This window comes from [Mycobacterium] manitobense (assembly GCF_025821665.1).
Lineage (GTDB): Bacteria > Actinomycetota > Actinomycetes > Mycobacteriales > Mycobacteriaceae > Mycobacterium > Mycobacterium arseniciresistens.
In genome coordinates this window covers 1-26,152 of record NZ_JACKSJ010000016.1, presented here as the reverse complement: position 1 = coordinate 26,152, position 26,152 = coordinate 1, and the positions used below count along the sequence as shown (strand labels likewise).

General features: G+C 69.3%; 25 protein-coding genes. 15 read left to right on the top strand and 10 right to left on the bottom strand.

Annotated elements, in window-relative coordinates:
- Positions 1–58 precede the first annotated feature (58 nt).
- Both H7I41_RS01250 and H7I41_RS01245 read left to right on the top strand, forming a co-directional pair.
- Positions 59–817 carry an acyl-[acyl-carrier-protein] thioesterase gene (locus H7I41_RS01250; protein WP_264010731.1) on the top strand — a complete coding sequence of 253 codons (759 nt, stop codon included), beginning with the start codon at positions 59–61 and terminating at the stop codon, positions 815–817.
- A gap of 107 nt (positions 818–924) precedes the next feature.
- On the top strand, positions 925–3,918 hold the full coding sequence (locus H7I41_RS01245; RefSeq protein WP_264010730.1) for a serine/threonine-protein kinase: 2,994 nt from the start codon (positions 925–927) through the stop codon (positions 3,916–3,918).
- Here the strand turns inward: H7I41_RS01245 and H7I41_RS01240 are convergent.
- The 3 genes from H7I41_RS01240 to H7I41_RS01230 all read right to left on the bottom strand — a co-directional run bounded on the left by H7I41_RS01240 (position 3,911) and on the right by H7I41_RS01230 (position 6,169).
- On the bottom strand, positions 3,911–4,519 hold the full coding sequence (locus H7I41_RS01240) for an FHA domain-containing protein (protein ID WP_264010729.1): 609 nt from the start codon (positions 4,517–4,519) through the stop codon (positions 3,911–3,913). The genes H7I41_RS01245 and H7I41_RS01240 overlap by 8 nt on opposite strands.
- A 126-nt stretch (positions 4,520–4,645) precedes the next feature.
- Complete coding sequence (locus H7I41_RS01235) at positions 4,646–5,620, bottom strand: hypothetical protein (protein WP_264010728.1); 975 nt, start codon at positions 5,618–5,620, stop codon at positions 4,646–4,648.
- A gap of 153 nt (positions 5,621–5,773) precedes the next feature.
- Positions 5,774–6,169 (bottom strand): hypothetical protein, encoded by a 396-nt coding sequence (locus tag H7I41_RS01230; protein ID WP_264010727.1) that lies wholly within the window; start codon positions 6,167–6,169, stop codon positions 5,774–5,776.
- Positions 6,170–6,261: 92 nt separating this feature from the next.
- Here H7I41_RS01230 and H7I41_RS01225 point away from each other — a divergent pair, with 92 nt between their 5' ends.
- Together H7I41_RS01225 and H7I41_RS01220 are read left to right on the top strand one after the other, a co-directional pair.
- Positions 6,262–7,032: a response regulator transcription factor gene (locus H7I41_RS01225; RefSeq protein ID WP_276008146.1), complete on the top strand. Its 771-nt coding sequence runs from the start codon at positions 6,262–6,264 to the stop codon at positions 7,030–7,032.
- Positions 7,029–8,537 (top strand): sensor histidine kinase, encoded by a 1,509-nt coding sequence (locus H7I41_RS01220; RefSeq protein ID WP_264010726.1) that lies wholly within the window; start codon positions 7,029–7,031, stop codon positions 8,535–8,537. Before H7I41_RS01225 ends, H7I41_RS01220 begins: the two co-directional genes overlap by 4 nt.
- A 66-nt stretch (positions 8,538–8,603) precedes the next feature.
- Here the strand turns inward: H7I41_RS01220 and H7I41_RS01215 are convergent, their stop codons facing one another.
- The 3 genes from H7I41_RS01215 to H7I41_RS01205 form a co-directional block, all read right to left on the bottom strand.
- Positions 8,604–8,897, bottom strand: coding sequence for a hypothetical protein (locus H7I41_RS01215; RefSeq protein ID WP_264010725.1), 294 nt, complete (start codon positions 8,895–8,897; stop codon positions 8,604–8,606).
- 117 nt (positions 8,898–9,014) lie between these two features.
- Positions 9,015–9,776, bottom strand: a complete 762-nt coding sequence (locus H7I41_RS01210) for an SDR family NAD(P)-dependent oxidoreductase (protein ID WP_264010817.1) — start codon at positions 9,774–9,776, stop codon at positions 9,015–9,017.
- A gap of 5 nt (positions 9,777–9,781) precedes the next feature.
- Positions 9,782–10,987, bottom strand: a complete 1,206-nt coding sequence (locus tag H7I41_RS01205) for an MFS transporter (RefSeq protein WP_264010724.1) — start codon at positions 10,985–10,987, stop codon at positions 9,782–9,784.
- Between the two features lie 85 nt (positions 10,988–11,072).
- Between H7I41_RS01205 and H7I41_RS01200 the strand changes: the two genes are divergently transcribed.
- Positions 11,073–12,257, top strand: coding sequence for an ROK family transcriptional regulator (locus H7I41_RS01200; protein ID WP_264010723.1), 1,185 nt, complete (start codon positions 11,073–11,075; stop codon positions 12,255–12,257).
- A gap of 137 nt (positions 12,258–12,394) precedes the next feature.
- Entirely contained in the window at positions 12,395–13,390 is a 996-nt protein-coding gene (locus H7I41_RS01195) for a helix-turn-helix transcriptional regulator (RefSeq protein WP_264010722.1), read from the top strand.
- A gap of 36 nt (positions 13,391–13,426) precedes the next feature.
- Here the strand turns inward: H7I41_RS01195 and H7I41_RS01190 are convergent, their stop codons facing one another.
- Together H7I41_RS01190 and H7I41_RS01185 are read right to left on the bottom strand one after the other, a co-directional pair.
- Positions 13,427–14,179: an STAS domain-containing protein gene (locus H7I41_RS01190; protein ID WP_264010721.1), complete on the bottom strand. Its 753-nt coding sequence runs from the start codon at positions 14,177–14,179 to the stop codon at positions 13,427–13,429.
- A 97-nt stretch (positions 14,180–14,276) separates the two neighbouring features.
- Positions 14,277–15,143 (bottom strand): TIGR03619 family F420-dependent LLM class oxidoreductase, encoded by an 867-nt coding sequence (locus H7I41_RS01185; protein ID WP_264010720.1) that lies wholly within the window; start codon positions 15,141–15,143, stop codon positions 14,277–14,279.
- Between the two features lie 89 nt (positions 15,144–15,232).
- Here H7I41_RS01185 and H7I41_RS01180 point away from each other — a divergent pair, with 89 nt between their 5' ends.
- Complete coding sequence (locus H7I41_RS01180; RefSeq protein WP_264010719.1) at positions 15,233–15,502, top strand: DUF4235 domain-containing protein; 270 nt, start codon at positions 15,233–15,235, stop codon at positions 15,500–15,502.
- Positions 15,503–15,534: 32 nt separating this feature from the next.
- Positions 15,535–17,322, top strand: a complete 1,788-nt coding sequence (locus H7I41_RS01175; RefSeq protein ID WP_264010718.1) for a thiamine pyrophosphate-requiring protein — start codon at positions 15,535–15,537, stop codon at positions 17,320–17,322.
- Positions 17,323–17,331: 9 nt separating this feature from the next.
- Here H7I41_RS01175 and H7I41_RS01170 read toward each other — a convergent pair whose 3' ends face one another.
- A complete protein-coding gene (locus H7I41_RS01170; RefSeq protein WP_264010717.1) occupies positions 17,332–18,096 on the bottom strand; it encodes a DUF4873 domain-containing protein in 765 nt (254 codons plus the stop codon).
- The gene (locus H7I41_RS01165) at positions 18,093–19,001 is read right to left on the bottom strand and encodes an AurF N-oxygenase family protein (RefSeq protein WP_264010716.1); all 909 of its coding nucleotides are present in this window, start codon (positions 18,999–19,001) and stop codon (positions 18,093–18,095) included. Before H7I41_RS01165 ends, H7I41_RS01170 begins: the two co-directional genes overlap by 4 nt.
- 127 nt (positions 19,002–19,128) lie before the next feature.
- Here H7I41_RS01165 and H7I41_RS01160 point away from each other — a divergent pair, with 127 nt between their 5' ends.
- The 7 genes from H7I41_RS01160 (at position 19,129) to H7I41_RS01125 (ending at position 25,832) form a co-directional block, all read left to right on the top strand.
- Positions 19,129–20,181 (top strand): YihY/virulence factor BrkB family protein, encoded by a 1,053-nt coding sequence (locus H7I41_RS01160; RefSeq protein ID WP_264010715.1) that lies wholly within the window; start codon positions 19,129–19,131, stop codon positions 20,179–20,181.
- A 185-nt stretch (positions 20,182–20,366) separates the two neighbouring features.
- Complete coding sequence (locus H7I41_RS01155) at positions 20,367–21,185, top strand: SigB/SigF/SigG family RNA polymerase sigma factor (RefSeq protein ID WP_264010714.1); 819 nt, start codon at positions 20,367–20,369, stop codon at positions 21,183–21,185.
- Positions 21,186–21,388: 203 nt separating this feature from the next.
- Positions 21,389–22,126, top strand: coding sequence for a precorrin-6A synthase (deacetylating) (cobF, locus tag H7I41_RS01150; protein ID WP_264010713.1), 738 nt, complete (start codon positions 21,389–21,391; stop codon positions 22,124–22,126).
- A 30-nt stretch (positions 22,127–22,156) separates the two neighbouring features.
- Positions 22,157–22,549, top strand: coding sequence for a phage holin family protein (locus tag H7I41_RS01145; RefSeq protein ID WP_264010712.1), 393 nt, complete (start codon positions 22,157–22,159; stop codon positions 22,547–22,549).
- 16 nt (positions 22,550–22,565) lie between these two features.
- Positions 22,566–23,429: an Fpg/Nei family DNA glycosylase gene (locus H7I41_RS30235; protein WP_302471742.1), complete on the top strand. Its 864-nt coding sequence runs from the start codon at positions 22,566–22,568 to the stop codon at positions 23,427–23,429.
- A gap of 55 nt (positions 23,430–23,484) precedes the next feature.
- Positions 23,485–25,053 carry a succinic semialdehyde dehydrogenase gene (locus H7I41_RS01130; RefSeq protein WP_264010711.1) on the top strand — a complete coding sequence of 523 codons (1,569 nt, stop codon included), beginning with the start codon at positions 23,485–23,487 and terminating at the stop codon, positions 25,051–25,053.
- Positions 25,054–25,082: 29 nt separating this feature from the next.
- A complete protein-coding gene (locus H7I41_RS01125; RefSeq protein ID WP_264010710.1) occupies positions 25,083–25,832 on the top strand; it encodes an SDR family oxidoreductase in 750 nt (249 codons plus the stop codon).
- Positions 25,833–26,152: the final 320 nt, after the last annotated feature.

The following is a 26,152-nucleotide window of genomic DNA, read 5'->3' as shown; positions in this document are numbered from 1 at the left end:
GTCCCCCTCGCTCCGCGCGACCCTATCGGAGATCGGGGCATGCGTTACCGTCGGTACCGTGTCGACAGCCCAGCCGGACGCGGCGAGACCGCTGCACCCGTTGCCGGACACCGGCTACGTGTTCCGGACGGGCTGGCGGCTCACTACCAGCGACATCGACGAGCACCGGCGAATCCGGTTGGACGGCGTCGCCCGGTACATCCAGGAGGCCGGGGCCGAGCACCTGGTCGACTCCGGGTTCGCCGACGTGAATCCGCACTGGATCGTGCAGCGCACCGTGATCGACGTCGTCGAACCGATCGAATGGCCGAGCGACATCACCCTGCGGCGGTGGTGCTCGGGCATCTCCAACCGCTGGTGTTCGATGCGGGTTCGGCTCGACGGCTCGGAGGGCGGCCTGGTCGAGACCGAGGGCTTCTGGATCAACATGAACAAGGACACCCAGACGCCGTCACTGATCGACGGCGACCTGTTCGCCCGGTTCGCGAGCACCACCGACGAGACCCGGCTGAAATGGCGGCCGTGGCTCCCCGGCCCCGCCGAGCCGGAGGCGTCGATCCCCTTCGCCCTGCGTCACACCGACATCGACCACTTCCGGCATGTCAACAACACCGTCTACTGGCATGGTGTGCACGAGGTGATGGCGCAGTACCCGGACATCGCGACGGCCCCGTACCGCGCAGTCGTCGAGTACCGCAAGCCGATTCAGCGCACGGATGACGTCGTCATCCACTTCGCGTCGCGCGACGGCGGGCTCCGGGTGTGGTTCGTCGTGGACGACACCGTGCACGCCGCCGCACTGATCCGCAGCCTCTAGCGCGACCGGCGGCGCCGGAGAGTGATGCGTCAATTTCATCTTTTCCGAATATTTGCTCGGTACCTTCAAGCGAAGGAAATCGGCATGTCACCGGAGGGCGAGACACCATGGCGGGCGGGATAGCGGCCGAGCTGGCGGCCGCCGGCTTCGGCGACGCGATCGAAGTGGGCCGGGGCGGCGGCGGGGTGGTCTACCGCTGCCACCAGAAGTCCCTCGGCCGCATCGTCGCCATCAAGGTGCTCGCCTCCGATCTCGACGACGACGACCGGGAACGGTTCCTGCGCGAGGGCTACGCGATGGGAGCGCTGTCCGGGCACCCGAACATCGTCAACATCCTGCAGGTCGGCGTGACCGAGAGCAGCAGGCCGTTCATCGTGATGCCCTACCACTCACGGGGTTCTCTCGCGGAGCGGATACGCCGGGAGGGCCGCATCGCGTGGCCGGAGGCGCTGCGCATCGGGGTGAAGCTGTCCGGGGCGCTGGAGACCGCGCACCGCACCGGGACACTGCACCGAGACATCAAGCCTGCCAACGTGCTCGCCAACGACTACGGCGAACCGCAGCTCAGCGACTTCGGCACCGCCCGCATCACGGGCGGCTACAAGACCGTGACCGGCTATTTCACCGGCACCCTGTCCTACACCGCTCCCGAGGTGCTCGCCGGCAACCCGCCCACGGTCGCGGCCGACGTGTACTCCCTCGGTGCGACGCTCTACGCGCTGATCGCCGGGACGCCACCGCACGAGCGCAAGGCCGACGAGGATCTGATCGCGCACTACCTGCGCATCACCTCGACGCCGGTGCCGGATCTACGTCCGCAGGGCATCCCGGCCGACGTCTGCGCGGCCATCGAGAAGGCGATGTCACGTGAGCCGGGCGACCGCCAGGCCTCCGCGGCGGAGTTCGGCCGCGAACTGCAACTGGCACAGGGCCACAACGGGTTGACCGCCGATCCGATGGCGCTCAGCGATGCCGGTTCCGCGCCGGACCAGGAGGACGGCACGCAGGCGCTGCCGCTGCCGGAGCACACCGGCGATCCGTCCGCGTCCGGTGCGCAGTCACCGGACGGCGGCCTGCCGCCTCCGGTCCCCGGCATGTTCGCCCACACCACGTCGATCAGCGGGTCGAGCCTGCCGTGGCAGGCCGCGCAGATCCCACCGAAGGTCCCCGAACCCCCGCGGGTGATGGAGTCCGATCCGGGCCAGCCGGCCAAGCGCGACCGCAAGAGGCTGCTGATCGCCGGGGCGGCCGTCGTGGCGGTGCTGCTCCTGGTGGTCAGCGGCATCGTCATGGTCACCTCGTCGCGGGACACCGCCGAGACGACGGCAGCCGCGCCGAGCCGGCCGACCGCCGAACCGCAGCCCGTATGGGAGGCGGTCGCCGATGCGCGGGTCGCACGCGAGGCGGTCGCGGCCACCCAGGCCGACGGCACCATCTGGATCTTCGGCGGCGTCGGCGCGGACAACCGCGTCAGCGGCGGCCACGAGGGTTACGACCCGGCCATCGACAGCTGGAAGGGCGGTGAGGACCTGCCCGTCCCCGTCCAGCACGCGGCGGCGGTGACTTGGCAGGAGACGCCGGTGGTGCTCGGCGGATGGCGCAGCGAGGGCGCCGACGTGAAGATCGCCACCGACCGGGTGTGGCGGGTGGTCAACAGCCGCTGGGTGGAGCTTCCGCCGCTGCTGCAACCGCGGGCCGCAGCGGCGGCCGCGGTGGTCGGTGACCGCATCGTCGTCACCGGCGGGGTGGACGCCGGCGGCAGGCTGCTGAACACCACCGAGGTCTACGACGGCGGCTCATGGAGACAGGTCGCCCCCATGCCCACGCCCCGGCAGCTGCTGGGTGCGGCGTCGGACGGGAAGCTGATGTACGCGGTGGGCGGCACCACCGGCACCGCCGACCTGGCGGCGGTCGAGGCCTACGACCCGGTCGCGGACAGGTGGTCGGCCATGCCCGACCTGCCCCGGCCGCGCAGCGACTTCGGCGTCGCCGTCACCGACGCCCGGTTGCTGGCGGTCGGCGGCATGTCGCGCGGACAGGTCCTCAGAAGCGTTGCCGCGCTTGACCTCACCACCTCGACCTGGAGTGACCTGCCGGATCTCGGCACCGCGAGACACGGTTCGGGGGTCGCCGCGGTGGGCAGGACCGTGTACGCGATCAGCGGGTCCACCGGTGCCGGCGACGATCAGGTCGTCTCGTCGGCCGAGGCGCTGGAGCTGGCGCCGCGCAGGCCCCAGCCCGCTGCGCAGTGGCGGTCGCTGCCCGACGCGCAGACCCCGCGGTTGATGATGGCGTCGACCGTGCTCGACGACGAGATATGGATCGCCGGCGGCATGCTGGGGCATTCGCAGTCCCTCGACACCGTCGAGAGCTACGACCCGAAGACCGGCGCATGGCAGAAGCATCCGCCGTTGCCGATACCCCTGCACCACGCGACGGCGGCGAACTTCCGGGGCGAGATGATCGTGATCGGTGGCGCCACCGACACCGTCGCCGAGGCGTCGAACAAGGTTTTCGCGCTGCGCGACGGCGCGTGGGTGGAACTGCCCAGCCTCGGGTTCGCCCGCGCGGCGCCGTCAGCGGCCGTCGTCGACGACAAGCTCGTCGTCGTCGGCGGACAGAACGACAAGAAGCTCGTCGCGGCGACCGAGGTCTTCGACGGGGAGTCCTGGACCACGGCCGCCGACCTGCCCACCCCGCGAGAACACATGGCGGCGGTGTCGGACGGTACCTACGTGTACACGGTGGGCGGGCGGGCGCTGACTGCCGACGAGAACTCCTCGGCAGTCGAACGATTCGACCCGGAGTCCGGGACCTGGGAGCGGTTGGCGGACATGCCGACTGCGCGCGGCAGCTACGGTGCCGCGCTGGTCGACGGCCGGATCGTGGCCGTCGGTGGCGAGGAACCGACGCGCGTGCTGGCCACCGTCGAGATCTACGACATCGACACCGGCAAGTGGTCCACCGTCGCGCCGATCAACACCCCTGTGCACGGTCAGGTGGTGGCCGCCGTCGGCTCCACCCTGTACTGCATCGGCGGCGCCGACCGGCCGACGCACGAAGGCCCGGTGGCGACGATCGAGGCGCTCGACTTCACGTAGCGCGCAACTGCGCGAGCGTGACGGCGCCGCGCCGCAGCGCCTCGTTGGCCAGCCGCACCCGCCGGTCACCCTCGGCGGGGACGGCGAACTTGTCGTAGAGATTCTGCAGGTGTTGTTTGACGGCCGCCTCGGAGACGAACAGTTCACCGGCCATCTTCCGCACGGACGCCGGTTCCGGGAACGGGTCGTCGGACACCAGCGGGCGGCACAACACGACGAGCACGTCGACCTCACGCGGGGTCAGCCGCGGCGGAACCTCGGCGGGCTGGGCCGTGACGGTCTCCTCGTCGAGGGCGCCGCCGGAGTCCCTGACCTCCCAGAAGATCAACTTCGACTTCCCGATCCGCACCTCGTCGCCCGACCGCAGGACGCGTTCGGCGGTGATCTTCTCCCCGTTGAGGTGGGTCCCGTTGCGGCTGCCGAGGTCGCGGATCGACCACGCGAACCCGAGGTTCTCCAGGACGGCGTGCAGGCGCGACACGGTCTCGTCGTACTCGAGCGCCACCACGTTGGTCGACGACTTGCCGAGGGTCACCCGCTGGCCGGTCAGCGGGACGAGCTCCCGCCCCGAGGGCCGGAGGACTTCCAGGTGCGACGACATGACGATGGGGACCTCCTCTGCAGCAATCTTCGCCCACGGACCCGGTCCTTGCGCGCAAACACGGCGGACGCGCCACCGCGGGCCGTCGGAGTTGCCCCCGACGACCCGCGGCTCGCCCACCTCAGATCACGCGCGCGGCGCGCGGTGGGTGGCTCTCCACGCCTGCGGGATCATCCGCTTCACCTTCGCCGACTCCAGGATCGGCGGCCACGGCCATTCGCTGTGGACGGCTCCCCGGGGCGCCTTCAGGAAGGCCAGTCCCAGCACCAGGCCGAAGATCAGGTGCCCGACCAAGGTGATGGTGAACGTGGCGGGATTCAGGTCGAACATCATCTCCTCGCCGCGCGGGGCCAGCACGACGGTGCCGATCAGTCCGCTCCACAGCGGGAACACCGACATCGCCACGAAGGCCAGCACCGCGTAGACGCTCTTCCACCGATCGATCCCCAGCGCGAACGCCGCGATGAAGAACGCGACACCCATGCCGCCGCCGTCGCCGATGTAGCGCCACACGTACCCGACCGCGGCACTGCCGTTGGTCTCCGGCTCTCCGGTGACGAACGAACCCATCACGGGGATGAAGTCACCCATCAGGTTCAGGACGTGCACCGCGAACAACCGCGCGGCGTCGTAGACGATGCAGGCGACCATGCCGGCGATCAGGCCGCGCCCGACCACCATGTCGATCCGGTGCGGTGCGAACGCGATGATCGCGCCGAGCACTGCCAGCAGCGCGATGATGACGATCGACGTCGTGCTCTGGTGGACCAGCCCGAACACTTCCACCGGGATCGCCAGGATCGGCATGGATGCCAGCAACAGCACGAAGAAAACCCGGGCGATGGCCCACTTGGTGGGCGGGCTCGGCTTGGTGGCCAGATTGATGTAGCGCTGGCGGACGGTGTCCGAGACGGTGCCGATGATCTCGACCGGCCGCAGGCGCACGGTCTTGCCGTCGAAGCCGCTGACGGCCTTCGGCAGCGCTTTGAAAGGCACGTCGGGGGACGGAACGTGGGTCGCGAGCGGCTTCACCGGAAGGTCGGCCGTGGGCATCCGCACGGTTTCGTCGTGGAAGGGGCCGGTGGGTGTTGTCGCGAACATCATGCTTCCTTGTGCTCGTGCGGTGTACAGCAGGACGACATCCATCGTCGCGATGGCGTCCTGACCGCGTAATCGCCACCGAGCCAGAATCCGGCGCCACCGGGGAAGGGTTTACTGTCCGCCGGGTAAGGGTCTCCGGGCCGTCGCTGACTGTCAGGCCAGGTGTTCGCGCAGCGCGGCGGCGAGCGCGTCGCAGTCCGCCACGGTGACGGTGAGGCTGGGATGCCTGAGGCGTCCGGTGGGTTCGATGCCCGGGACCGGCGTCTGGAATTGCAGGCACACACCGCGGTCGCCGTTGGTGGCGAAGGTGAGGCCCCGGTCGGCGATCGAGAGGTGTGCGGCGCCCGCCGTCTTGATGAACTGGTAGGGCCCGGTGATGGTGACCTCGGCGACGTTCTCGAGAGCCGTCTCCAGCCGCCACGGCCCGAACCTGGCGGTGAGGCGGTCGGCCCCGACGTCGACGCCGCATCGCGAAGGCCAGATGCCGAACGGCAGTGCCGCGATCCGGTAGCGCGGGTCGAAACGGAAGGCGAAGGACTGGTCTGCCACGGCGACCGCATACCCGCGCCGGCGCCACGGCGCACATGTGAAATCTCTATGAGACGCGTGACCGGCCACGCGGCGCTCGCGAGAATGGTCGGATGACGTCTGTGCCGACCGACAGTGGGACAGGTCCACGCCGGCCCGTCCTCGGCCAGCTGCCGAAGATGTGCCGGCCCGACGGGTCACCCATCCGCGTCCTGCTGGTCGACGACGAGCGTGCGCTGACGAATCTGGTGCGAATGGCGCTGCAGTACGAGGGCTGGGCCATCGAGGTCGCCCACGACGCCGGCGAGGCGGTGGCCAAGTACCGCGAGCACAGTCCGGACATCCTGGTTCTCGACATCATGCTGCCGGACACCGACGGCTTCGGGGTGCTGCAGCAGATCCGGTCGTCGGGCACCTACACACCGATCCTCTTCCTCACCGCACGGGACTCGGTGCGCGACAGGGTGACCGGGCTGACGGCCGGCGGCGACGACTACATGACCAAGCCGTTCAGCCTCGAGGAGCTGGTCGCCCGGCTGCGGGGACTGTTGCGGCGCAACGCCTACCTCACCCCGGATTCGGAGGAGCACCTCACCGTCGGCGATCTCGAGCTCGTCGGCACCAGCCGGGAGGTGTACCGGGCCGGCGACCCCATCCCACTGACGTCGACGGAATTCGAGCTGCTGCGCTACTTGATGCAGCATCCCCGGAAGGCACTGACCCGCAACGAAATCCTCCGCCGGGTGTGGGACTACGACTTCGGCGGCAAGTCGAGCGTCGTCGACCTGTACGTGTCGTACCTGCGCAAGAAGATCGACTCCGGCCGGGACCCGATGATCCACACCGTGCGTGGGGTCGGCTATCTGCTGCGGCCCGCGGAATGAGACGTATCTGGCGGAGCTGGACCCTGCTGCGGCAACTCGTCGTCGGCGTCTCACTCGTGGTGATGATCGCCGTGGCGACGATCGGGACGATGTCGGTGCTGACGCTGCGGGCCTCGGTGCTCGGGATCATCGACGGCCAGTTGTCCGGCGCCGCCGACAATTTCAGCAACGGCGTGACCAAGTACCGCAGCACGCCGCTGCCGACGACGGGTGAGCTGCCGCCGCCGGGCACCACGAAGCCGCTGGCGAACTTCGTCGGCCAGGCTCCCGGGAACGTCATCGCGCTGATCCGCGGCGGCGAGGTCGTCGACTCGGCGTACTTCGTCGACGGCGAGGCGCGTCCGGTTCCCACCGACGCCGTGGAGGCCGTTGCCGACACGGCGCCCGATGGCGCCGAGCCGCGCAGCGTCGAACTGCCGGGCCTCGGCTGGTACCGGGTGGCCAGCCGTCCCGGTGACGGCGGCGAGATCCTGGTGACCGGCGTGTCACGCACCCCGGCGTGGGAGGCGATGATCCGCGAGACGGCGATCGTCACCGTCCTCACCGTGCTCGCCCTGCTGGTCACGGCGGGCAGCACGGTCGCCATCGTCCGCTTCGCCCTGCGCCCGCTGCGCCGTGTCGCGGCGACCGCCGCCGAGGTGGCCCTGCTTCCCCTCGACCGGGACAACTATGCGATCACCCCGCGGGTGCCTGCCGGTGACACCGACCCGCGCACGGAGGTCGGCCTCGTCGGCGACACCTTGAACCGGCTGCTCGACCACGTCGAACGCGCGCTCGGCGACGTGGCCGCCTCGGACCGCCGGATGCGGCAGTTCATCACCGACGCCAGCCACGAACTGCGCACCCCACTGGCGGCGATCCAGGGCTATGCCGAGCTCACCCGGCAGGACAGTGCGGTGCTGCCCGAGACGACGGAGTACTCGCTGGCCCGCATCGAGGCCGAGGCGCTGCGGATGAACGCACTCGTGGCCGACCTGCTGCTGCTGGCCCGCCTCGACGAGGGACACGACCTCGACCGCACCGACGTCGACCTCGCCGACGTGGTGGTCGACGCCGTCAACGACGCCGCGGTGTCCGCGCCGACGCACCGCTGGGTGACCGACGTCGAGGGTCCCGTCGTCGTGCGCGGAGACCGCGCGCGACTGCACCAGTCGGTGGCCAACCTGCTTGCCAATGCGCGGGTGCACACCCCTGCCGGCACCACGGTCACCACCGGCCTCGCGGTCGGCGGGGACGGTGACGGGTCCGGGCACGTCGCGCTCACCGTCTCCGACGACGGGCCGGGCATCCCGGCCGATCTGCTGCCGCACCTGTTCGAGCGGTTCGTCCGGGCGGACAAGTCGCGCTCCCGGGAGGCCGGCAGCTTCGGCCTCGGCCTGTCCATCACCGCGTCGATCATCGAAGCCCACGACGGCTCGATCACGGCGGAGTCCGGCGGCGGCACGACCACATTTCGCATTCGATTGCCGGTGCTGGTACCGGCGCAGGAATTGAAGCCCGTATAGAAAAAGAAATACGAATTCATGGCACGGGAGTCCGTGCCATGAATTCGCATCGGTGCGCCGGCGAATTCAGCAGCTCGCGTTCACCACCACCGTCACCGCCATGTTCCGGGTGTCCGACGGAGGCCCGACGTTGGGGCCGATGGCGGCCGGTCCCCTGCGCACGGAGTCGACCGTGCACTCGGACAGCGGAGCGGTACCACTGCGGTTGACCTGGACGCGATACCCGCTGCTCTGCAACGTTTCCACGGTCTGCTCGGCGTCCGACCACCCGGTCGGAGCGGCGGTGGCGGTCGCGGTGAGCGCCAGCGTCATCGAGGCCATGGCGCCCGCGGTGATCGTGGCGACGGCGAATTTGTTCATTTCTCTGTTCCTCCGACTGATTGGTTGGAAAAGCTCCTGAAACCAATCTATGGAGGTGCGAGAGAATAACCCAGCAGCTCATAGGAAACGCATAAAGAATGGCTACCGGGGTGAAGATCAGGTGATGGTGACGCCGCCGTCGACGACGATCGTCTGACCGGTCACGTACCCGCCGGCGGGCGAGGCGAGCCACACCAGCGTCGCGGCGAGTTCCGCCGGGTCGCCGACGCGCCCGAGGGCGGCCCGCTCGATGACGCTCTCGAGGTAGCCGGGCTTGTACTGGTCGGTCATCTCGGACTTGAAGAAGCCGGGCGCGATCGCGTTGACGCGGATGCCCTTGCGAAGGCCCCACTGCTGAGCCAGGTCCCGGGTGAGCCCGGAGATCGCGGCCTTGCTCGCGCTGTAGGCCGCCTGCGGCAGTGCCGCGGTGGTGATGCCCAGGATGCTCGAGATGTTGATCACCGAACTGCCCGGCAGCATCACCCGTCCACAGGCCTGCGCCGCCCAGTAGGAGCCGTTGAGGTTGATGTCCACCACCGCGCGGAACTCGTCGGGCGTCTCGCGGGTGGCGGGCACCGCGGTGCCGACACCGGCGTTGTTCACCAGTACGTCGACGCGGCCGAACTCGGTCATCGCGGCGTCGACCATCGCCTGGCACTGTTCGGGGTCGACCACGTCGGTGGCGACGGTGAGTGCCCGGCGGCCCGTGCCGCGCACCAGTTCGGCGGTGTCGGCCAGCTTCTCGACCCGGCGGGCGGCGAGCACCACGTCGGCGCCTGCCTCGGCGCACGCCCGGGCGAACGACACCCCGAGGCCGGACGAGGCACCGGTGACGATGACGACCTTGTCGTCCAGGCGGAATGCGTCGAGTACGGACATGGGGGTCATTTGATCAAATGTCGCCCCAGCGCCACCGAGAGGGTCAGCACGACGAGGCCGGCGACGGCCATCGCGGCGCCTGCGGCGGCGGGCGCGGTGTAGCCGTAGCCGTCGGCGATCACCAGGCCGCCGACCCAGGCGCCGGTGGCGTTGGCGATGTTGAGCGCGGAGTGGTTCAGCGCGGCGGCCAGGCTCTGCGCGCCGTGGGCGACGTCCATCAGCCGGGTCTGCAGTGCCGGGGCGACCGCAGACCCCGCGGCGCCGACCGCGAACAGCCCGATCAGCGCGGTGACCGGGTGGTGGGCGGCCGCGACGAACAGCGCCAGCACCACGGCGAGCGTCCCGATCGAGGCGTAGAGCGCGCGGATCACCGACCGGTCGGCGGCCCAGCCGCCGACGAAGTTGCCGACCACCATGCCGAGTCCGAACATCATCAGCGCCAGCGGGACGAGTCCGCGGGACAGGCCGGCGACGTCGGTCATGGTGGTGGCGACGTAGGTGTAGACGGCGAACATGCCGCCGAAGCCGACCATGCCGATGAGCAGGGCGAGCCAGACCTGAACGCGGCGCAGCGCGCCGAGTTCGGTCGTCGGACTGGTGGCGTGCATCGACCGCAGTGTGGGCAGCCAGAACCACAGCGCCGTCACGGTCAGCGCGCCGATGCCGACGACGAGGGCGAAGGCGGCCCGCCAGCCGAGCCACTGGCCCAGCCAGGACGCCATCGGCACGCCGAGCACGGTGGCCAGGGTCAGGCCGGTCATCACGTGCGCGACCGCCTTGGCACGGTTCTTCGGCCCCATCAGGTGGGCGGCGACCAGCGCGGCAATGCCGAAGAACGCCCCGTGCGGCAGGCCCGCGACGAAGCGGGCCGCCATCAGCGTGCCGTAGGTGGGGGCGACGACGGTGATGAGATTGCCGAGCGTGAACACCGTCATCAGGCCGAGCAGCAGCGTCCTGCGGTTCATCCGGGCGGTGAGCGCGGTGATCAGTGGTGCGCCGACCACGACGCCCAGTGCGTAGGCGGAGATGACGTGGCCGGCGGTGGGTTCAGTGATGCCCAGGCTCGCCGCCATGTCGGGCAGCAGGCCCATCGCGACGAACTCGGTGGTGCCGATGCCGAACCCGCCGAGCGCCAGGGCGAACACCGCGAGCCACCGCACGGCCGGGGCGGGCGCGACGACCGACAAAGGTCGATCCAGGGAAACCGTCATGCGGCCACGGTAACGAGACTTATGCCCGCTGGCCAATTGAATTAGGCACTTGAAAGACAAAAGTGGCCGGGGTTACGCTGCAACTGTGCCTGCGCTGCGACTCTCACCGGCATCCACCGGCGAGCTGTACGACCTGATCCGGACGCGGCGCGACGTCACGCGCGGCGAACTCGGTCAGCTGACGGGCCTCTCCCGGACGGCGGTGTCGGCCAGGGTGGCCGCCCTCGCCGCACACGGCCTCGTCGACGAGCGTGAGCAGGCGCCCTCGACCGGTGGCCGCCCCGCCTCGTTCGTGTCGTTCAACGCCGACGCGGGTGTGGTGTTGTCGGCCGCGGTCGGGCGCAGCCGGGTCCGCCTCGCGGTGTGCGACCTTGCGGGCGACATGCTGGCCGTCGGCGACATCGACCAGGAGCCCGGCTGCCGGCCCGACGACCTGATGCCACTGGTCACCACGCGCCTCGACGCGTTGCTGCGCGAGTCCGGGCGGCGCGACGACGCCGTCTTCGGTGTCGGGCTGAGCCTGCCCGGCAGCATCGACGGCGACCGCGGCGCCAGCCTGGACTCGCCGATCATGACCGGGTGGGACGGCGTTCCGCTGGCGCCCTATTTCCGCGACCTCACCGCGGCGCCGGTGGTGATCGACAACGACGCCAACGCCATCGCGCTCGCCGAACGGCGCGGTGAGGGTCCGCTGATCGACGACCTGCTGGTGGTGAAGGCCTCGACGGGTCTTGGCGCGGGCATCATCGCCGGCGGCGCGCTGCTGCGGGGCGCCGCTCACGCGGCAGGGGAGTTCGGGCACAACAAGACGGCCGCGGCCGCGGGCGCGCCGTGCCGCTGCGGCGACACCGGGTGCCTCGAGGCGATCGCCGGCGGCTGGGCCCTGGTCGCGGCGATGCGGGCGCAGGGCCGCGACATCGGGCACCTGCGCGACGTGGTCGATCTCGCGAATGCAGGGGATGCCGAGGCGCGCAGGCTGATCCGTGACAGCGGCCGCCACGTCGGCGAGGTGCTGGCCGCAGCGGTGAACCTGCTCAACCCGGCGGTGCTGGTGGTGGCGGGCGACATGGTCGGCGCCTACGACATCTTCGTCGCCGGGATGCGCGCAAGCCTGTACGGCAACGCGACGGCGCTGGCGACACGGACGCTGCAGGTCGTGCGCTCGACCTATGGTGACCGGGCCGGCGTGATCGGCAGCGCCGCCATGGTGCTCGACCGGGTGCTCAGCCCGTCGGCGATCGACGCCCTGCTGTCGCGACCGGCAGGTTAGACCACCTTGTCGGCGGGCTGGAGAAGTCTGACAAACGTGTGACATCCGGCCCGGGATCGCTGGTACCGGCTAAAGTGGAGCCAAGTCCCGGGGGTTCAGCCTAAGCTCCGAACTGCGTCACCCCCGCCGAGGTGATCATGATCGACAAGCACATCAACATGCACGGCCGGCCGACGCGATCCAGTGTCGAACTGAGCGATCCTTGCGAGGTCGGGCCCTATCTCGACGCGGCCTATCAGGCGCGGATGCGCCTACGTCGCACGACAGAACGCTCGGGCGAGGCGCCTCTGCTCCGTCACGGCCGCACCGACGCCGGATCGTTCGTCATCGACGAGATGCGGATGCCGGGCACGGTGGAGGCCGCGCCCGACGCCCTGAATCGGGTGATGGCGGTCTGGCCCAGCGCCGGGCGGGTGTCCGGCCACTGCGACGGGATCAACGGCGCAGCCGGGTCCGGTGACGTCGCACTCCTGTCTCAGCCCGCTCTGCCGTACGAGGCGCTGTCCGAGGACCTGACCGCGACGGTGCTGCTGCTGGATCCCGCCCTCGTCGTCGGCGCGGCACACGGCAAGCTCGAGGCCGTCCGGTCCAGGTCGCTGCGCTTCGAGCGGTTCACACCGGTCAGCGCGACGGCGGCCAGGATGTGGCGCGACACGGTCACCTATGTGCGGGACTGCGTGTTGGCCGACGACACGAAGGCGACGCCCTTGGTGTTGGGGCATGCCGGCCGACTGCTCGGCGCGGTGACACTGTCGGCCTTCCCGGGCGTCATGCCGGACGACTCGGCGGCGCACGACCGCACCGACGCCACGCCACTCTTGCTGCGTCGTGCCATCGCCTACATCGAAGAGAACGCGACCAACGACATCGCCCTCAACGACATCGCGTTGGCCGTGCACGTCTCGCCGCGGGCGGTGCAGTACATGTTCCGCCGCCACCTGGAGACGACGCCGCTGCAATATCTGCGGCGTATCCGCCTCGCTCAGGCTCATCGGGACTTGACCGCGGCCGACCGCAAACACGACACCGTGACCGCCATCGCGGCCAAGTGGGGCTTCGCCCACACCGGCCGGTTCGCCGTGATGTACCGCGAGGCATTCGGTCGCAGCCCACACGCCACCCTGCGCGATTGATTCAGCCGACGATCTGTCGATCCGCGAACACCCGCGCTACAACCGGTTCTCCGAACCCACCACGGCCCACACCGTTTTACCCGTCGGCGTCGGGGCGGTGCCCCACATCCGCGTCAGCGCGGCGACGACCTGGAGGCCGGTCGGGCGCGGATCGGCTGCGGGTTCCTCGCGAAGGCCCGGCAGACTGTGGCTGGCGTCTGCGACCGCTACGGTGACCGCTGCGCCATCGGTTTCCACCCGGAGGTTGGCCGGGCCGTCGGTGTGCGCGAGCACGTTCTCGACGAGAACGGTGACAACCACCTTGGCGACCGGCACCAGATCCTGATGTGACCATGCGGTCAGCCACAGGCCGACCAAGTCGCGTGAACGACGCAGGCTGAGCGGCTCAGGGGGCAGTTCCGTGCGGGCGCGGCGTCGGCGGGGTCTGACGGGTGTGGAGAGGGCGTCCAGAGCGGCATCGACGGTCGGGTGCACCGGGACGTACCGCGTCACGTCGTTGTGCGCGAGCATCTCGAGGCAGGCGTCGTCCTCACTGACCAGGATCACCGGTACTTCGGGCCAGCGCCGGACGTGCCACCTGGCACTGGTGAACACTGCCAGCGCGGACTGCGCCGGGACGACCAGATGCGCAATGTCCACGATCACCGCGCAAGGTTCGTCCAAGGCGGCGTTGATGATGCTGTCCCTGAGCGACAGGTAAGTGGTGGTGTCCAGTACGCCGTCCGGGGTCAGGACCGTCGCCTCGGCAGCCGAGGAGACGGCGATCGACAGCTTTGCCGACGTGGTCAAATTCCCCACCTGCGCACTGTTGTCGTGTGCCCTTTGCGTCGCGCTCCGATACCGGCCATCTTTCGGCGATTACCCAGACGGCGACATCGCAACCGGACTACAGCTTGGCGATCACGTTCTCGGCGAACCACTCCAAATTGCGGATCTTGGCGTCGAGCGGCTCGGTGTCAGGGCCCTTGATGTAGGGAATGCGGAAGCCGACGATGACGTCGGTGACGCCCTTGTCCTCCAGGCGCTTGACGCCGTCGGCGCTGAACCCGTCGATGGAGATGACGTGGATCTGGAACGGGCCGTCGCGGCCCTCCTCCTCGCGCAGCTGCTGGATGCGCGTGATGAGGGTGTCGAGTTCCTCGGGGTCGCCGCCGCCGTGCATCCAGCCGTCGTTGCGGGCCGCGCGCCGCAGCGCCGCTTCCGCGTGGCCGCCGATCAGGATCGGGATCGGCTCGCTCGGGGCGGGTGTCATCTTGGTCTTGGGGATGTCGTAGAACTCGCCGTGGTACTCGAAGTAGTCGCCGGTGGTGAGGCCGCGGATGACGTCGATGCACTCGTCCATCCGCTTGCCGCGGCGGGCGTACGGCACACCCATGACTTCGTAGTCCTCCTTCCACGGGCTCGTGCCGACGCCGAGGCCGAGCCGGTTGCCGAACAGCGCGGCCAGCGAGCCGGCCTGCTTGGCCACCAGGGCGGGCGGGCGGATCGGCAGCTTCAGCACGAAGATGTTGAAGTGCAGCCGCGTTGTCACCGCGGACAGCGCACCGATCAGCGCGAAGGACTCGATGAAGGCCTTGCCGTCGAGGAACGTGCGGTCGCCGTCGGGGGTGTAGGGATACGTCGAGTCCGACTCGTACGGGTAGGCGATGCTGTCCGGGATGGTCATGGCGTGGTAGCCGGCCTCGTCGGCCGCCTTCGCCAACGGGATGTAGAACGTCGGGTCGGTCATGGCCTCGGCGTAGGTGAACCGCACGTCGTCTCCTCGTCGTCGGGTGTCTCCCGAATACTAGAACGTGTTCTAGTTCGAGGTTTGGCTTTGGCCCACCCGGGAACATCGTCAGCGTGAGCGCCGCCAAAACCATGTACAAGCCGTTAGCCCTCGCAAGCAGCATCGTCGGAGGCCTGCTGGCCGGGAAGATCTTCACCGAGATCTGGCAACGGGCGAACCCGTCCGGCCAGGAGCCGCCGGAACCGATGGACCTGCAGAGCTCCGCGAAGGAGATCTTCATCGCCGCCGCCGTGCAGGGCATGATCGTCGGGCTGGTCCGTGCGTCGCTGGCCCGCGCCCAGGCCAAGGGCTTCCACGCGCTGACGAACGAGAATCCCAGCTGACCCGCGTGCACACTTCGGGGTAAGCGCACGGCATGGCATCGGAGCAGACAGTCGCTGACGCGCTCGTGGCGCGACTGCTGGACTGGGACATCACCCGCGTTTTCGGTTACGCCGGTGACGGCATCAACACCCTGCTCGGCGCGTTGCAGCGCTCGGGTGAGCCGGAATTCATCGCCACCCGGCACGAGGAGATGGCGGCGTTCATGGCGTGCGGACATGCCAAGTACACCGGTCATGTCGGCGTCTGCACGGCCACCCAGGGACCGGGCGCGATCCACCTGCTGGCCGGCCTTTGCGACGCCAAGCTCGACCGCAGGCCGGTGGTGGCGATCGTCGGGCAGGTGGTCACCACCGCGCTCGGCAGCGGCTACCTGCAGGAGGTGGACCTGCATTCGCTGTTCAAGGACGTCTGCGCGCAGTACGTGCAGACGGTGTTCGCACCCGAGCAGGCCTTGATGGCCCTGGACAACGCGATGCGCACCGCGATGGCGACCTCGACGCCGACGTGCCTCATCGTTCCGCACGACGTGCAGCAGGCGGAGATGCCCGAGCAGCTCGAACACAGCCACGGTGTGGTGCCGTCGGCCGCCGTGGCGGCCAGGCCACAGGTGCGCGCCCCCGAAGAGCAGCTGCGCGCAGCCGCCGACGTGCTGAATGCGGGGGAGCGGGTCGCCCTGCTGGTGGGCCGGGGCGGCGCGGGCGCGGCCGATGAGATCGCCGCGGTCACCGACATCCTGGGCGCGGGCGTCACCGTCTCGCTGCTCGGCAAGCCGGTGCTCGACGAGTCGGCGCCCTGGCACACCGGCGTGATGGGCCACCTGGGCACCACCGCGAGCGCGCATCTGATGGCCGAGTGCGACACGCTGCTGATCGTCGGCTGCAACGACCCGTGGACGGAGTTCTACCCCGCACCCGGCCAGGCCCGCGCGGTGCAGATCGACATCGAGGCGCGCGTCGTCGGCGCCAAGTACCCGGTCGAGGCGCCGGTGATCGGCGATGCGGCACATGCCCTTTCGGCACTGCTGCCCATGCTCACCCGCCACGACGACCGCGGCTGGCAGCGCCGCGTGCACGACTGGGCGCGGCACTGGGATGAGGTCGCGTCCGACCGCCGCGACGTGGTGGGAACCAGCGCCAACCCCGAGGCCGTGGTCGGTGCGCTGTCAGAGTTTCTGCCCGACGATGCGCGGGTGGCCGTCGACGTCGGATCGTCGACGTACTGGTACGCCAGGCATCTGCGGCTGCCCCGCGGTGTGCCCGCGCATGTGTCGAGTTACCTGGCGTCGATGGGATGCGCACTGCCCTACGGCATCGCCGCGAAGCTCGATGCGCCCGACCGGCCCGTCGTCGCCCTGGTCGGTGACGGCGCGATGCAGATGAACGGACTGCTCGAGCTCATCACGCTTGCCGACCGGTGGCGGCAGTGGTCCGATCCGCGATTCGTCGTGCTGGTGCTGCACAACCGCGACCTGACCGAGGTGTCCTGGGAACAGCGTGAGATGGAGGGCAACCCGAGGTTCCCTGCCTCGCAGCGGGTTCCGGAGTTCCCCTACGCGGAGTACGCCGAGCTGCTCGGACTGGGTAGCGCCCGCGTCACCGAATCCGGCCAGGCGGCGGAGGCCTGGCGGCACGCACTGGGCGCCGACCGGCCGTTCGTCATCGAGGCGGTGGTCGACGCCGCGACCCCGCTGCTGCCACCGTTGATGCCCGACGAGAAGGCGGAGAAGGTCGTCGATGCGCTGAGCCGCGAGGACGACGACGGGCCCGCCGGCGACCGGGTCGGCGCACAGGTGAGAGCCGAGCGCAGCGGGCCGTCATAGCCGTCCGCATCAAACTTGCGGCAGCGTGACCTCGACGTCGTCGAGCGGGAACGGCGGCGCGCCGACCCCGGTCACCGAGTAACCCGACGGCGTGCGCTCGGTGATGCGGCCGTCGGCGCGGCGGTCGCCGATGCCGACGGTTACTGTTCTCGACACCACATCCTCCGGCAACTCACCGAATAGCGTTCCCTGCCAGTGGTATCTGCCGTCGATGGGGTCGAGGTGGCCGGCCAGCCGCGCCCGTGCGTCGAACGCGTCGCCTCCGATGTGCACCACGACCGGCCCGTCGAACACTCCGTCGTCCAGCGTGGGAGAGGAGCTCATGTGGAATGCCGACGGAATCTTCCTGGCGAGCCGCCGCCAGGGGATCACCTCGCGGCCGCTGCCCGACTTGTCGTTGTACACCTGCTGGGTGCTGTGGCGGACTTCGATCCGGGTGCTGCCACGGCTTTCCATCGTGCGCAGGCATTCGACGATGTAGCGCGATTTCCCGCCGTGGTCCGCTCCGTTGAGCAGGAAGTGGTTCGGCATGCCGTGCACGGCGATGCCGAGGTACGGCGCGGGGGTGTGCTCGGCGGGCCGTTCGTCGACGACGATCTGCGCGCGATGCTCGGTACCGTCGCCGGTGCGCAGGGTCCAGGTGTGCGCGGTGCGGTCGAAGCACCGGTCGGTCACCCCGTTAAGGACGACGACGTCGGTGAGCCCGCTGTGCTGCAGCACATCCCTTGTGCGCGAACCTGATCCGTTGCTGACGATGACGACGCGGTGGGTCATTGCGGAAGGAAACCGGTGCGCCGCCACAGCCGCCGCGCGACCGGCCCGAGCAGCCCGACCTCGTCGAGGAAGGCGGCCAGCGGGGCGAAGCCGGTGATCTGCACCTCGCGGCGGTGCGGGCTGGCGCGGACCAGGCGGCGTGCCTCGCGCGCATCGAGCCCGGCCCGTGCATAGGGCACCGGATTGCTGAACAGATGGCGGAAGAACAGTCCGCCTGCGCCGTTGATGTTGGCCGCCCACCACCTGCTGACCCGCCGCATGTGCGGTGCGCGCTTGCGCAGTCCGTCTCGGGCGAACTGGATGTGGCGGGCCTCCTCGGTCACGTGGATCCGCATGAGTCGCTGCACCATCGGCTGCAATTCGGGGTCGTCCATCATCTGGCGCTGCAGTGAATCGAAGATCTCCTCACCGATCAGGGCGGCGACCCACAACAGCGAGCCCTGGAACGCCATCGGCAGCATGTTGATGATGACCCGCTGATAGAGCTTCGGGCGGACCGGCTTCGCGCCGACCCGCTCGATGGCCCTGCCGAACATGATCATGTGACGCGTCTCGTCGCCCAGCTCGGTCAGCTCGTAGTGGGTGGAGCGGGCGGTCGGGTCTTGGTGCATCATCTTGCGCAGCAGCGCCTGGTTGAGGATGTTCTCGAACCAGATCCCCGCCGACAGGGTGTTCACCAGCTCCTGTCGCGACAGCTCGATCCGCTGCTCGCGGGACATGCTGTCCCACAACGGCGTTCCGTACAGCGACACGACCCTGGGCGGCAGGTAGAACTTGTCCGGGTCCAGCGGCGCGTCCCAGTCGATGTCGACGACCGGGGAGTAGGACTTCTTCACCGAGCCCTTCAGCAGCCGCTCCGAGAACTCCGCGCGGGTAGGGCCAGTGGGCTTCACCGATGCGGTCATCGTCGACTTCCCTTCCGGACGGTATGTAAGTGAAGTTAGTGACGGAACCGACCTCGGTCAATACTCGCGGTACCGGATACCCACGGTAGGCGTTTGACCTCCGGTGCCGGGGGTAAACGCGCCGGATATGACCGTCACCACTGACGATCGGGACCGCGCTCCGGACCCCGACGACCCGCGCAAGCCCGACTCGCCGACCGACCTCACCAAACGGTCCTGGTTCTATGTGCTGCGCAAGACCGCCCGCGAATTCCAGCAGGACCAGTGCACCGACCTCGCGGCCGCCCTGACCTACTACGCGGTGCTGTCGCTGTTCCCGGCGCTGGTGGCGATGGTGTCACTGCTCGGCGTCTTCGGTCAGGGCCAGCGCACCACCGATGCGGTCCTGCAGACCGTCGACGACGTCGCCCCGTCGTCGGCTCTCGACACGCTGCGCGGGCCGATCCAGCAGCTCGTCGAGTCGCCGCAGGCCGGTCTCGGGTTGATCCTCGGCCTGGCGGGCGCACTGTGGTCGGCATCGGGCTACGTCGGCGCCTTCGGCCGGGCGATGAACCGCATGTACGAGGTGCAGGAGGGCCGCCCGGTGTGGAAGCTGCGGCCGCTGCAGCTGGTGCTGACGCTGGCCGGTGTCGTGTCGGTGGCGGCGGTGGCGTTCATGCTGGCGGTGAGCGGACCCGTCGCCCGCGCGGTGGGCGATGCGATCGGTGCGGGCAGTGCCGCGGTGACGCTGTGGAGCGTGGTGAAGTGGCCGGCGATCCTGCTGTTCGTCGTGCTGGCCGTCGCGGTGCTCTACTACGCCACCCCCAATGTGAAGCAGCCGAAGTTCAAGTGGATCAGCATCGGCGCCGGCGTGGCGATACTGACGTGGATGGTCGCGTCGCTCGGCTTCGGCCTGTACGTCGCCAATTTCGCCAGCTACAACAAGACCTACGGCGCACTCGCCGGCGTGATCGTCTTCCTGCTCTGGCTGTGGATCACCAACCTGGCGCTGCTGTTCGGCGCCGAACTCGACGCCGAACTCGAGCGGGGCAGGCAACTGCAGGCCGGCCTGCCGGCCGAACGCGAGTTGCAGCTGCCCCCGCGGGACACTCGCGTCGTCGAGAAGAACGAGGCCGCCGAGGAGAAGGACATCGAGCGCGCGGCCGCGCTGCGCCGCAGCAGGGGCGGCGACGAGTCCTGAATCCAGGTGCGATTAGCGAAATCCGGTGGTTCCCGGTAGCCAATTCACGCAGCGTTCTTGGCTGCGCAGCTACCGTCGTCAACTGGCAAAACGCCTGCGTAGGCGGACTCACGGTGAGGTCACGGCGACGGTAACTGACGGACGCCAGCAAAAGGGCGACCGCCCGCGGTGGGTACTCCTGAACCATGACAACAGTCGAGCGGACTCGCGAACAACGGAGCGGGCGCCGTCGGCCTCAATCCAGACCGTCCGACTACGAGGACGTCCTCGTGCTGTTCGCCGGCCTTGCACTGCTGCCGGAGGGTTCGGCCGAACACCAGCGCCAGCGCGACCGCATCATCGCCCGATGCCTTCCACTGGCCGAACACTGCGCGCAGCGGTACGTCAATCGCGGCGAGCCACGCGACGACCTGGTACAGATCGCCCGCCTGGGACTGGTCAATGCGGTCAACCGGTTCGACGTGGACAAGGGCGTCGACTTCCTGTCCTTCGCGGTGCCGACGATCATGGGCGAGATCAAGCGCTACTTCCGCGACAGCGGCTGGTCGGTGAACGTGCCCCGACGGCTGAAGGAACGGCACCAACTTCTCGGCGCGGCAGTGGCCGATCTTTCACAGCGGCTCAACCGGGCGCCGACGGCGAGCGAGATCGCCGCCGAACTCGGACTCGACCGCGCCGAGGTGGTGGAGGGGCTGATCGCCGGGAGTTGTTACCGGACGTTGTCAACCGACGCCGCAACGGGCGGCGGCGACGACGACAGCGCACCGGCACTGGCGGACACGTTGGGCGGCAACGACCCCGACATGGCCCACATCGAGAACCGGGAGGCGCTGCGCCCGCTGCTGGCCTCCCTGCCCGAACGCGAGCGCACCATCATCCGGCTGCGCTTCTTCGAGTCGCTCACCCAGACCCAGATCGCCGAACGCCTCGGCATCTCACAGATGCACGTGTCACGGTTGCTGGCGAGATCGCTCGCCAAACTCCGCGACGGCATGCTGGCCTGAGGTACGAAATTCGTAGTCTTTCCGGTCTTGACGTACGGAATCCGTAGACGGCCCCCCATGTGCGGCGTAGCGTCCGAAGCGGCGGCGGGTGAATAGGTTGCGTTCCATCCCTTCGCAAGGCGACAGCCGGATGCAACCGCAGTGTTGAGACCACAGCCTGTTCCCACGTCGCCGCCCGACACGGGTGACGCATACTTCGCAGCGTGACCCGACGCATCCACGTCATCGGCATCGGCGCGGGCGACCCCGGCTATGTCACCGCCCAGGCCGTCGACGCACTCAACGACACCCAGGTCTTCTTCGCCGCCGACAAGGGCGACGCCAAGAGCGATCTGATGGCGCTGCGCCGCGACGTCTGCGAGCGGTTCATCGCCACGCCCGGCTACCGGTTCGTGGAACTGCCCGACCCGAAGCGCGCGGACGACGGCGACTACCGGCGCAACGTCGCCGACTGGCATGTCGAGCGCGCCCGGATCTGGGCCGAGGCGATCGCGACCGAACTCGAACCGGACGGCGTCGGCGCGTTCCTCGCCTGGGGCGACCCGTCGCTCTACGACAGCACGCTGCGCATCCTCGACCTGGTCGGCGCACACGTCGACATCGACTACGACGTGGTGCCCGGCATCACCGCCATCCAGGCCCTCACCGCGCGACACCGCATCCCGCTCAACGACGTCGGCGAGCCGGTGCTGATCACCACCGGCCGCCGGCTGCGGGAGCACGGACTGGCCGGCGCCGCGGTGGTGATGCTCGACGCGGACTGCGCATTCCGGCAGTGCCCCCCGGCGACGCGGATATGGTGGGGCGCCTACCTGGGCACACCCGACGAGATCCTCGTGGCGGGCACCGTCGGCGAGGTGGGCCAGACGATCGCCGACATCCGCGCCGAGGCCCGCTCGCGGCACGGCTGGATCATGGACACCTACCTGCTGCGCCCCTGACGCGAGTCCCGATCGTGGCAGGATCACCGCATGGGGTTCCTGCTCCGCACAGTGGTCACCGGCTTCGCGCTGTGGCTCGTCACGTGGTTCGTGCCGGGCATGAGCTTCGTCGGCGCCGACAACCGGCTGCAGGAGATCGGCATCATCGGTGTGGTCGCATTGATCTTCGGCGTGGTCAACGCGATCATCAAGCCGATCGTGCAGCTGCTGTCGATCCCGCTCTACATCCTCACCCTCGGGCTGTTCCACGTCGTCATCAACGCGTTGATGCTGTGGATCACCGCCTCGATCACCGAGCACACCACGCACTGGGGCCTCTACATCGACCACTTCTGGTGGACGGCCATCTGGGCGGCGATCGTGTTGTCCCTCGTGAGCTGGGTGCTGTCGCTGCTCACAGGCCGGTTGCTGGCCGAGCGCTGAGGGGCACACTGGTTTCATGCCTGAACTCCCCGAAGTCGAGGCGCTGGCCGACCACCTTCGTCGCCATGCCGTCGGCCTGACGGTCGGCCGCGTCGACGTCTCGGCCTTCTCGGTGCTCAAGACCTTCGACCCGCCCATCACCGCGCTGCACGGACGCGAGGTCACCGGTGCCAACCGGTGGGGCAAGTACCTCGGCCTCCAATTCGGCGACCTGCACCTGATCACCCACCTGTCCCGGGCCGGCTGGCTGCGCTGGTCGGACAAGCTCGCCGCCGCTCCGCTGAAGCCGGGCAAGGGGCCGATCGCGCTGCGCGTCCACCTCGGCACGCCCGGCGAGGCGCCCGGCTTCGATCTCACCGAGGCCGGCACCCAGAAGCGGCTGGCGGTCTGGCTCGTCACCGACCCGGACACGGTGCCGGGCATCGCCGGCCTCGGTCCTGATGCGCTGGAACTCACCGTCGAAGACCTCGGCCGGCTGCTGGCGGGCAACAGCGGCCGGCTCAAGACCGTCATCACCGACCAGAAGGTGATCGCCGGGATCGGCAACGCCTACAGCGACGAGATCCTGCACGTGGCGCGCCTTTCGCCATTCGCCACCGCCAACAAGCTGACCGCCGCGCAGCTGGGCTCGCTGCACGACGCGATGATCTCGGTGCTCACCGATGCGGTGTCGCGGTCGGTGGGCCAACAGGCCGCAACCCTCAAGGGCGAGAAGCGTTCCGGGCTGCGGGTGCACGCGCGCACCGGGCTGCCGTGTCCGGTCTGCGGGGACACCGTGCGCGAGGTGTCGTTCGCGGACAAGTCGTTCCAGTACTGCGCGACGTGCCAGACCGCCGGGAAGGTGCTCGCCGACCGGCGGATGTCGCGACTGCTCAAGTAATGCGCTTGCCGGTCTCCCGTGCGGGTATCCCTGACGTCAGACCGGAAGGACTGCCATGACGACATTCAGCACCGCCCATCCCCGCGTCGCCGCGCTCCTCGCCGACCTGCCCGGCCGGGTCCATGCGGCCGACTCCAGCCGCAAGCGCGACATCACCGACGCGATGACGGGCCGTCCGCTCGGGCAGGTACCGCACTGCACCGCCGAGGACGTCGCCGCGGCGGCGGAACGCGCCCGCGCCGTGCAGCAGGAGTGGGCGGCCCGCCCGGTCGCCGAACGGGCACAGGTGCTGGTCCGGCTGCACGACCTGGTCCTCGAACATCAGGACGAGGTGCTCGACCTCATCCAGCTGGAGAACGGCAAGGCCCGCCGTCACGCGTTCGAGGAGGTCATCGACGTCGCGCTGACCGCCCGCTACTACGCCAACACCGCCGAGAAGTACCTCCGGCCGAAGCGCCGCCAGGGTGTGCAGCTGATGCTCACCGAGGTGTGGGAGCACCACCATCCCAAGGGGCTGGTGGGCGTCATCTCCCCGTGGAACTACCCGCTGACTCTCGGCATCAGTGACGCGCTGCCAGCGCTGGTCGCGGGCAACGCGGTGCTGGCCAAGCCCGACGACCGCACGCCGTTCTCCCACCTGTGGGCGGTGCAGCTGCTCGAACGGGCTGGAATGCCCCCGGGGCTGGTACAGACCGTCACCGGGCCGGGATCGGAACTGGGCACGCCGATCATCGAACAGTCCGACTTCCTGATGTTCACCGGTTCGACGAGCACCGGGCGGACCGTCGCCAAGCAGGCCGCGGAGCGGCTGATCGACTACTCGATGGAATTGGGCGGCAAGAACGCACTGCTGGTGCTCGACGACGCCGATGCCGCGAAAGCGGCCCGCGGCGCGGTCAAGGCGGCCTTCTCCAACGCCGGGCAGCTGTGCATCTCCATCGAGCGGATCTACGTCCCCGATGCGCTGTGGGACGCGTTCATCGGGCGGTTCGTCGAGTACACGCAGGCGTTGAAGCTCACGCCCGACCTCGACTACTCCGCCGACATGGGCTCACTGATCAACGAGAACCAGCTGAAAACGGTCCGCCAACACGTCGACGACGCGCAGTCCAAGGGCGCGACCGTGCTCACCGGCGGGCAGCCGCGGCCGGACATCGGACCGTACTTCTACGAGCCGACGATCCTGACCGGAGTGCGCGAAGGCATGGACGTCTACGAGGACGAGACCTTCGGACCCGTGGTCTCGGTCTACCGGGTGAACTCCGAGGACGAAGCGATCGCCAAGGCCAACGACAGCCGGTTCGGCCTGAATTTCAGTGTGTGGACCAATGATCCGGAACGCGGTCGGCGGGTGGCGGCGAAGCTGCAGGCGGGCACGGTCAACGTCAACGAGGCGTACGCCGCGGCGTGGGCGTCGGTGGACGCTCCGATGGGCGGCATGAAGGACTCCGGCGTCGGCCGCCGCCACGGCGAACACGGCATCCTCAAGTACACCGAGTCCCAGACCATCGCCACCGAGCGTGGGCTACCCGTCGGTGCGCCGCCATGGCTCCGCGCGGACCGCTACGCCACGGTGATGACCGCGGGACTCAAGGCGCTTCGCCGCATCCCTGGCGTCAAGTAGCGCCGGCGGCCGGTCGCTACGCTGCTCCGATGACCAGGCAGAGGATCCTCATCACCGGCGCCAGTTCCGGCCTGGGCGCCGGAATGGCCAGGGTGTTCGCCGCCAAGGGCCGTGACCTCGCACTGTGTGCGCGCCGGATCGACCGCCTCGAGGAGCTCAAGGCCGAACTGCAGGACCGGCATCCGGCGATCCGGGTGGCCGTCGCCGCACTCGACGTCAACGACCACGACCGGGTGCCGCAGGTGTTCGCCGCGCTGTCCGAGGAACTGGGTGGCATCGACCGCATCGTCGTCAACGCCGGCGTCGGCAAGGGCGCCCGGCTGGGGACGGGCAAGCTGTGGGCGAACAAGGCCACGATCGAGACAAATCTGGTCGCCGCGCTGGTGCAGATCGAGACGGCACTCGAGATGTTCACCGCCGCCGGTGGCGGGCACCTGGTGCTCGTGTCCTCGGTGCTCGGCAACAAGGGCGTGCCCGGCGTGCGCGCTGCCTACGCCGCGAGCAAGGCCGGCGTCTCGTCGCTCGGCGAGTCGTTGCGGGCCGAGTACGCCGGCAGCCCGATCACGGTGACGGTGCTCGAACCCGGCTACATCGAATCGGAGATGACGGCCAAGGCTGAGACCACCCGGCTGATGGTCGATACCCAGACCGGGACGGCGGCGATGGTCGACGCCATCGAGCGTGAGCGTGGCCGCGCCGCGGTGCCGGCGTGGCCGTGGGCGCCCCTGGTGCTGCTGCTCAAGGTGCTGCCACCGAGGATCGCCGCCAAGTTCGCGTGAGGTGAAACGGCTGACAAGACGAATTGTCGGTAGCCGGTTTAAGCACCGCAGCGGCGTGGAAACCCCTTGATCATGAACGCGAAACTTTCGAAGCTCACACCAGTCCTGTTCGCCGGTGTCGCTGCCGCGGGAATCGCAGCTGCACCGATCGCTCTCGCCAACCCGCCGGCCCCGCCGCCGTGTGCACCGGGCGTCGCATGCGGTCCCGTGGGTGATGCGGGCCCGAACGGCGCCCAAGCCGCGGTCCCCGGTGGCCCGGCCGCTGCGGCGGGTCCTGGCGGTGCGCAAGCCGCCGTTCCCGGTGGCACGGGCGCTGCGGC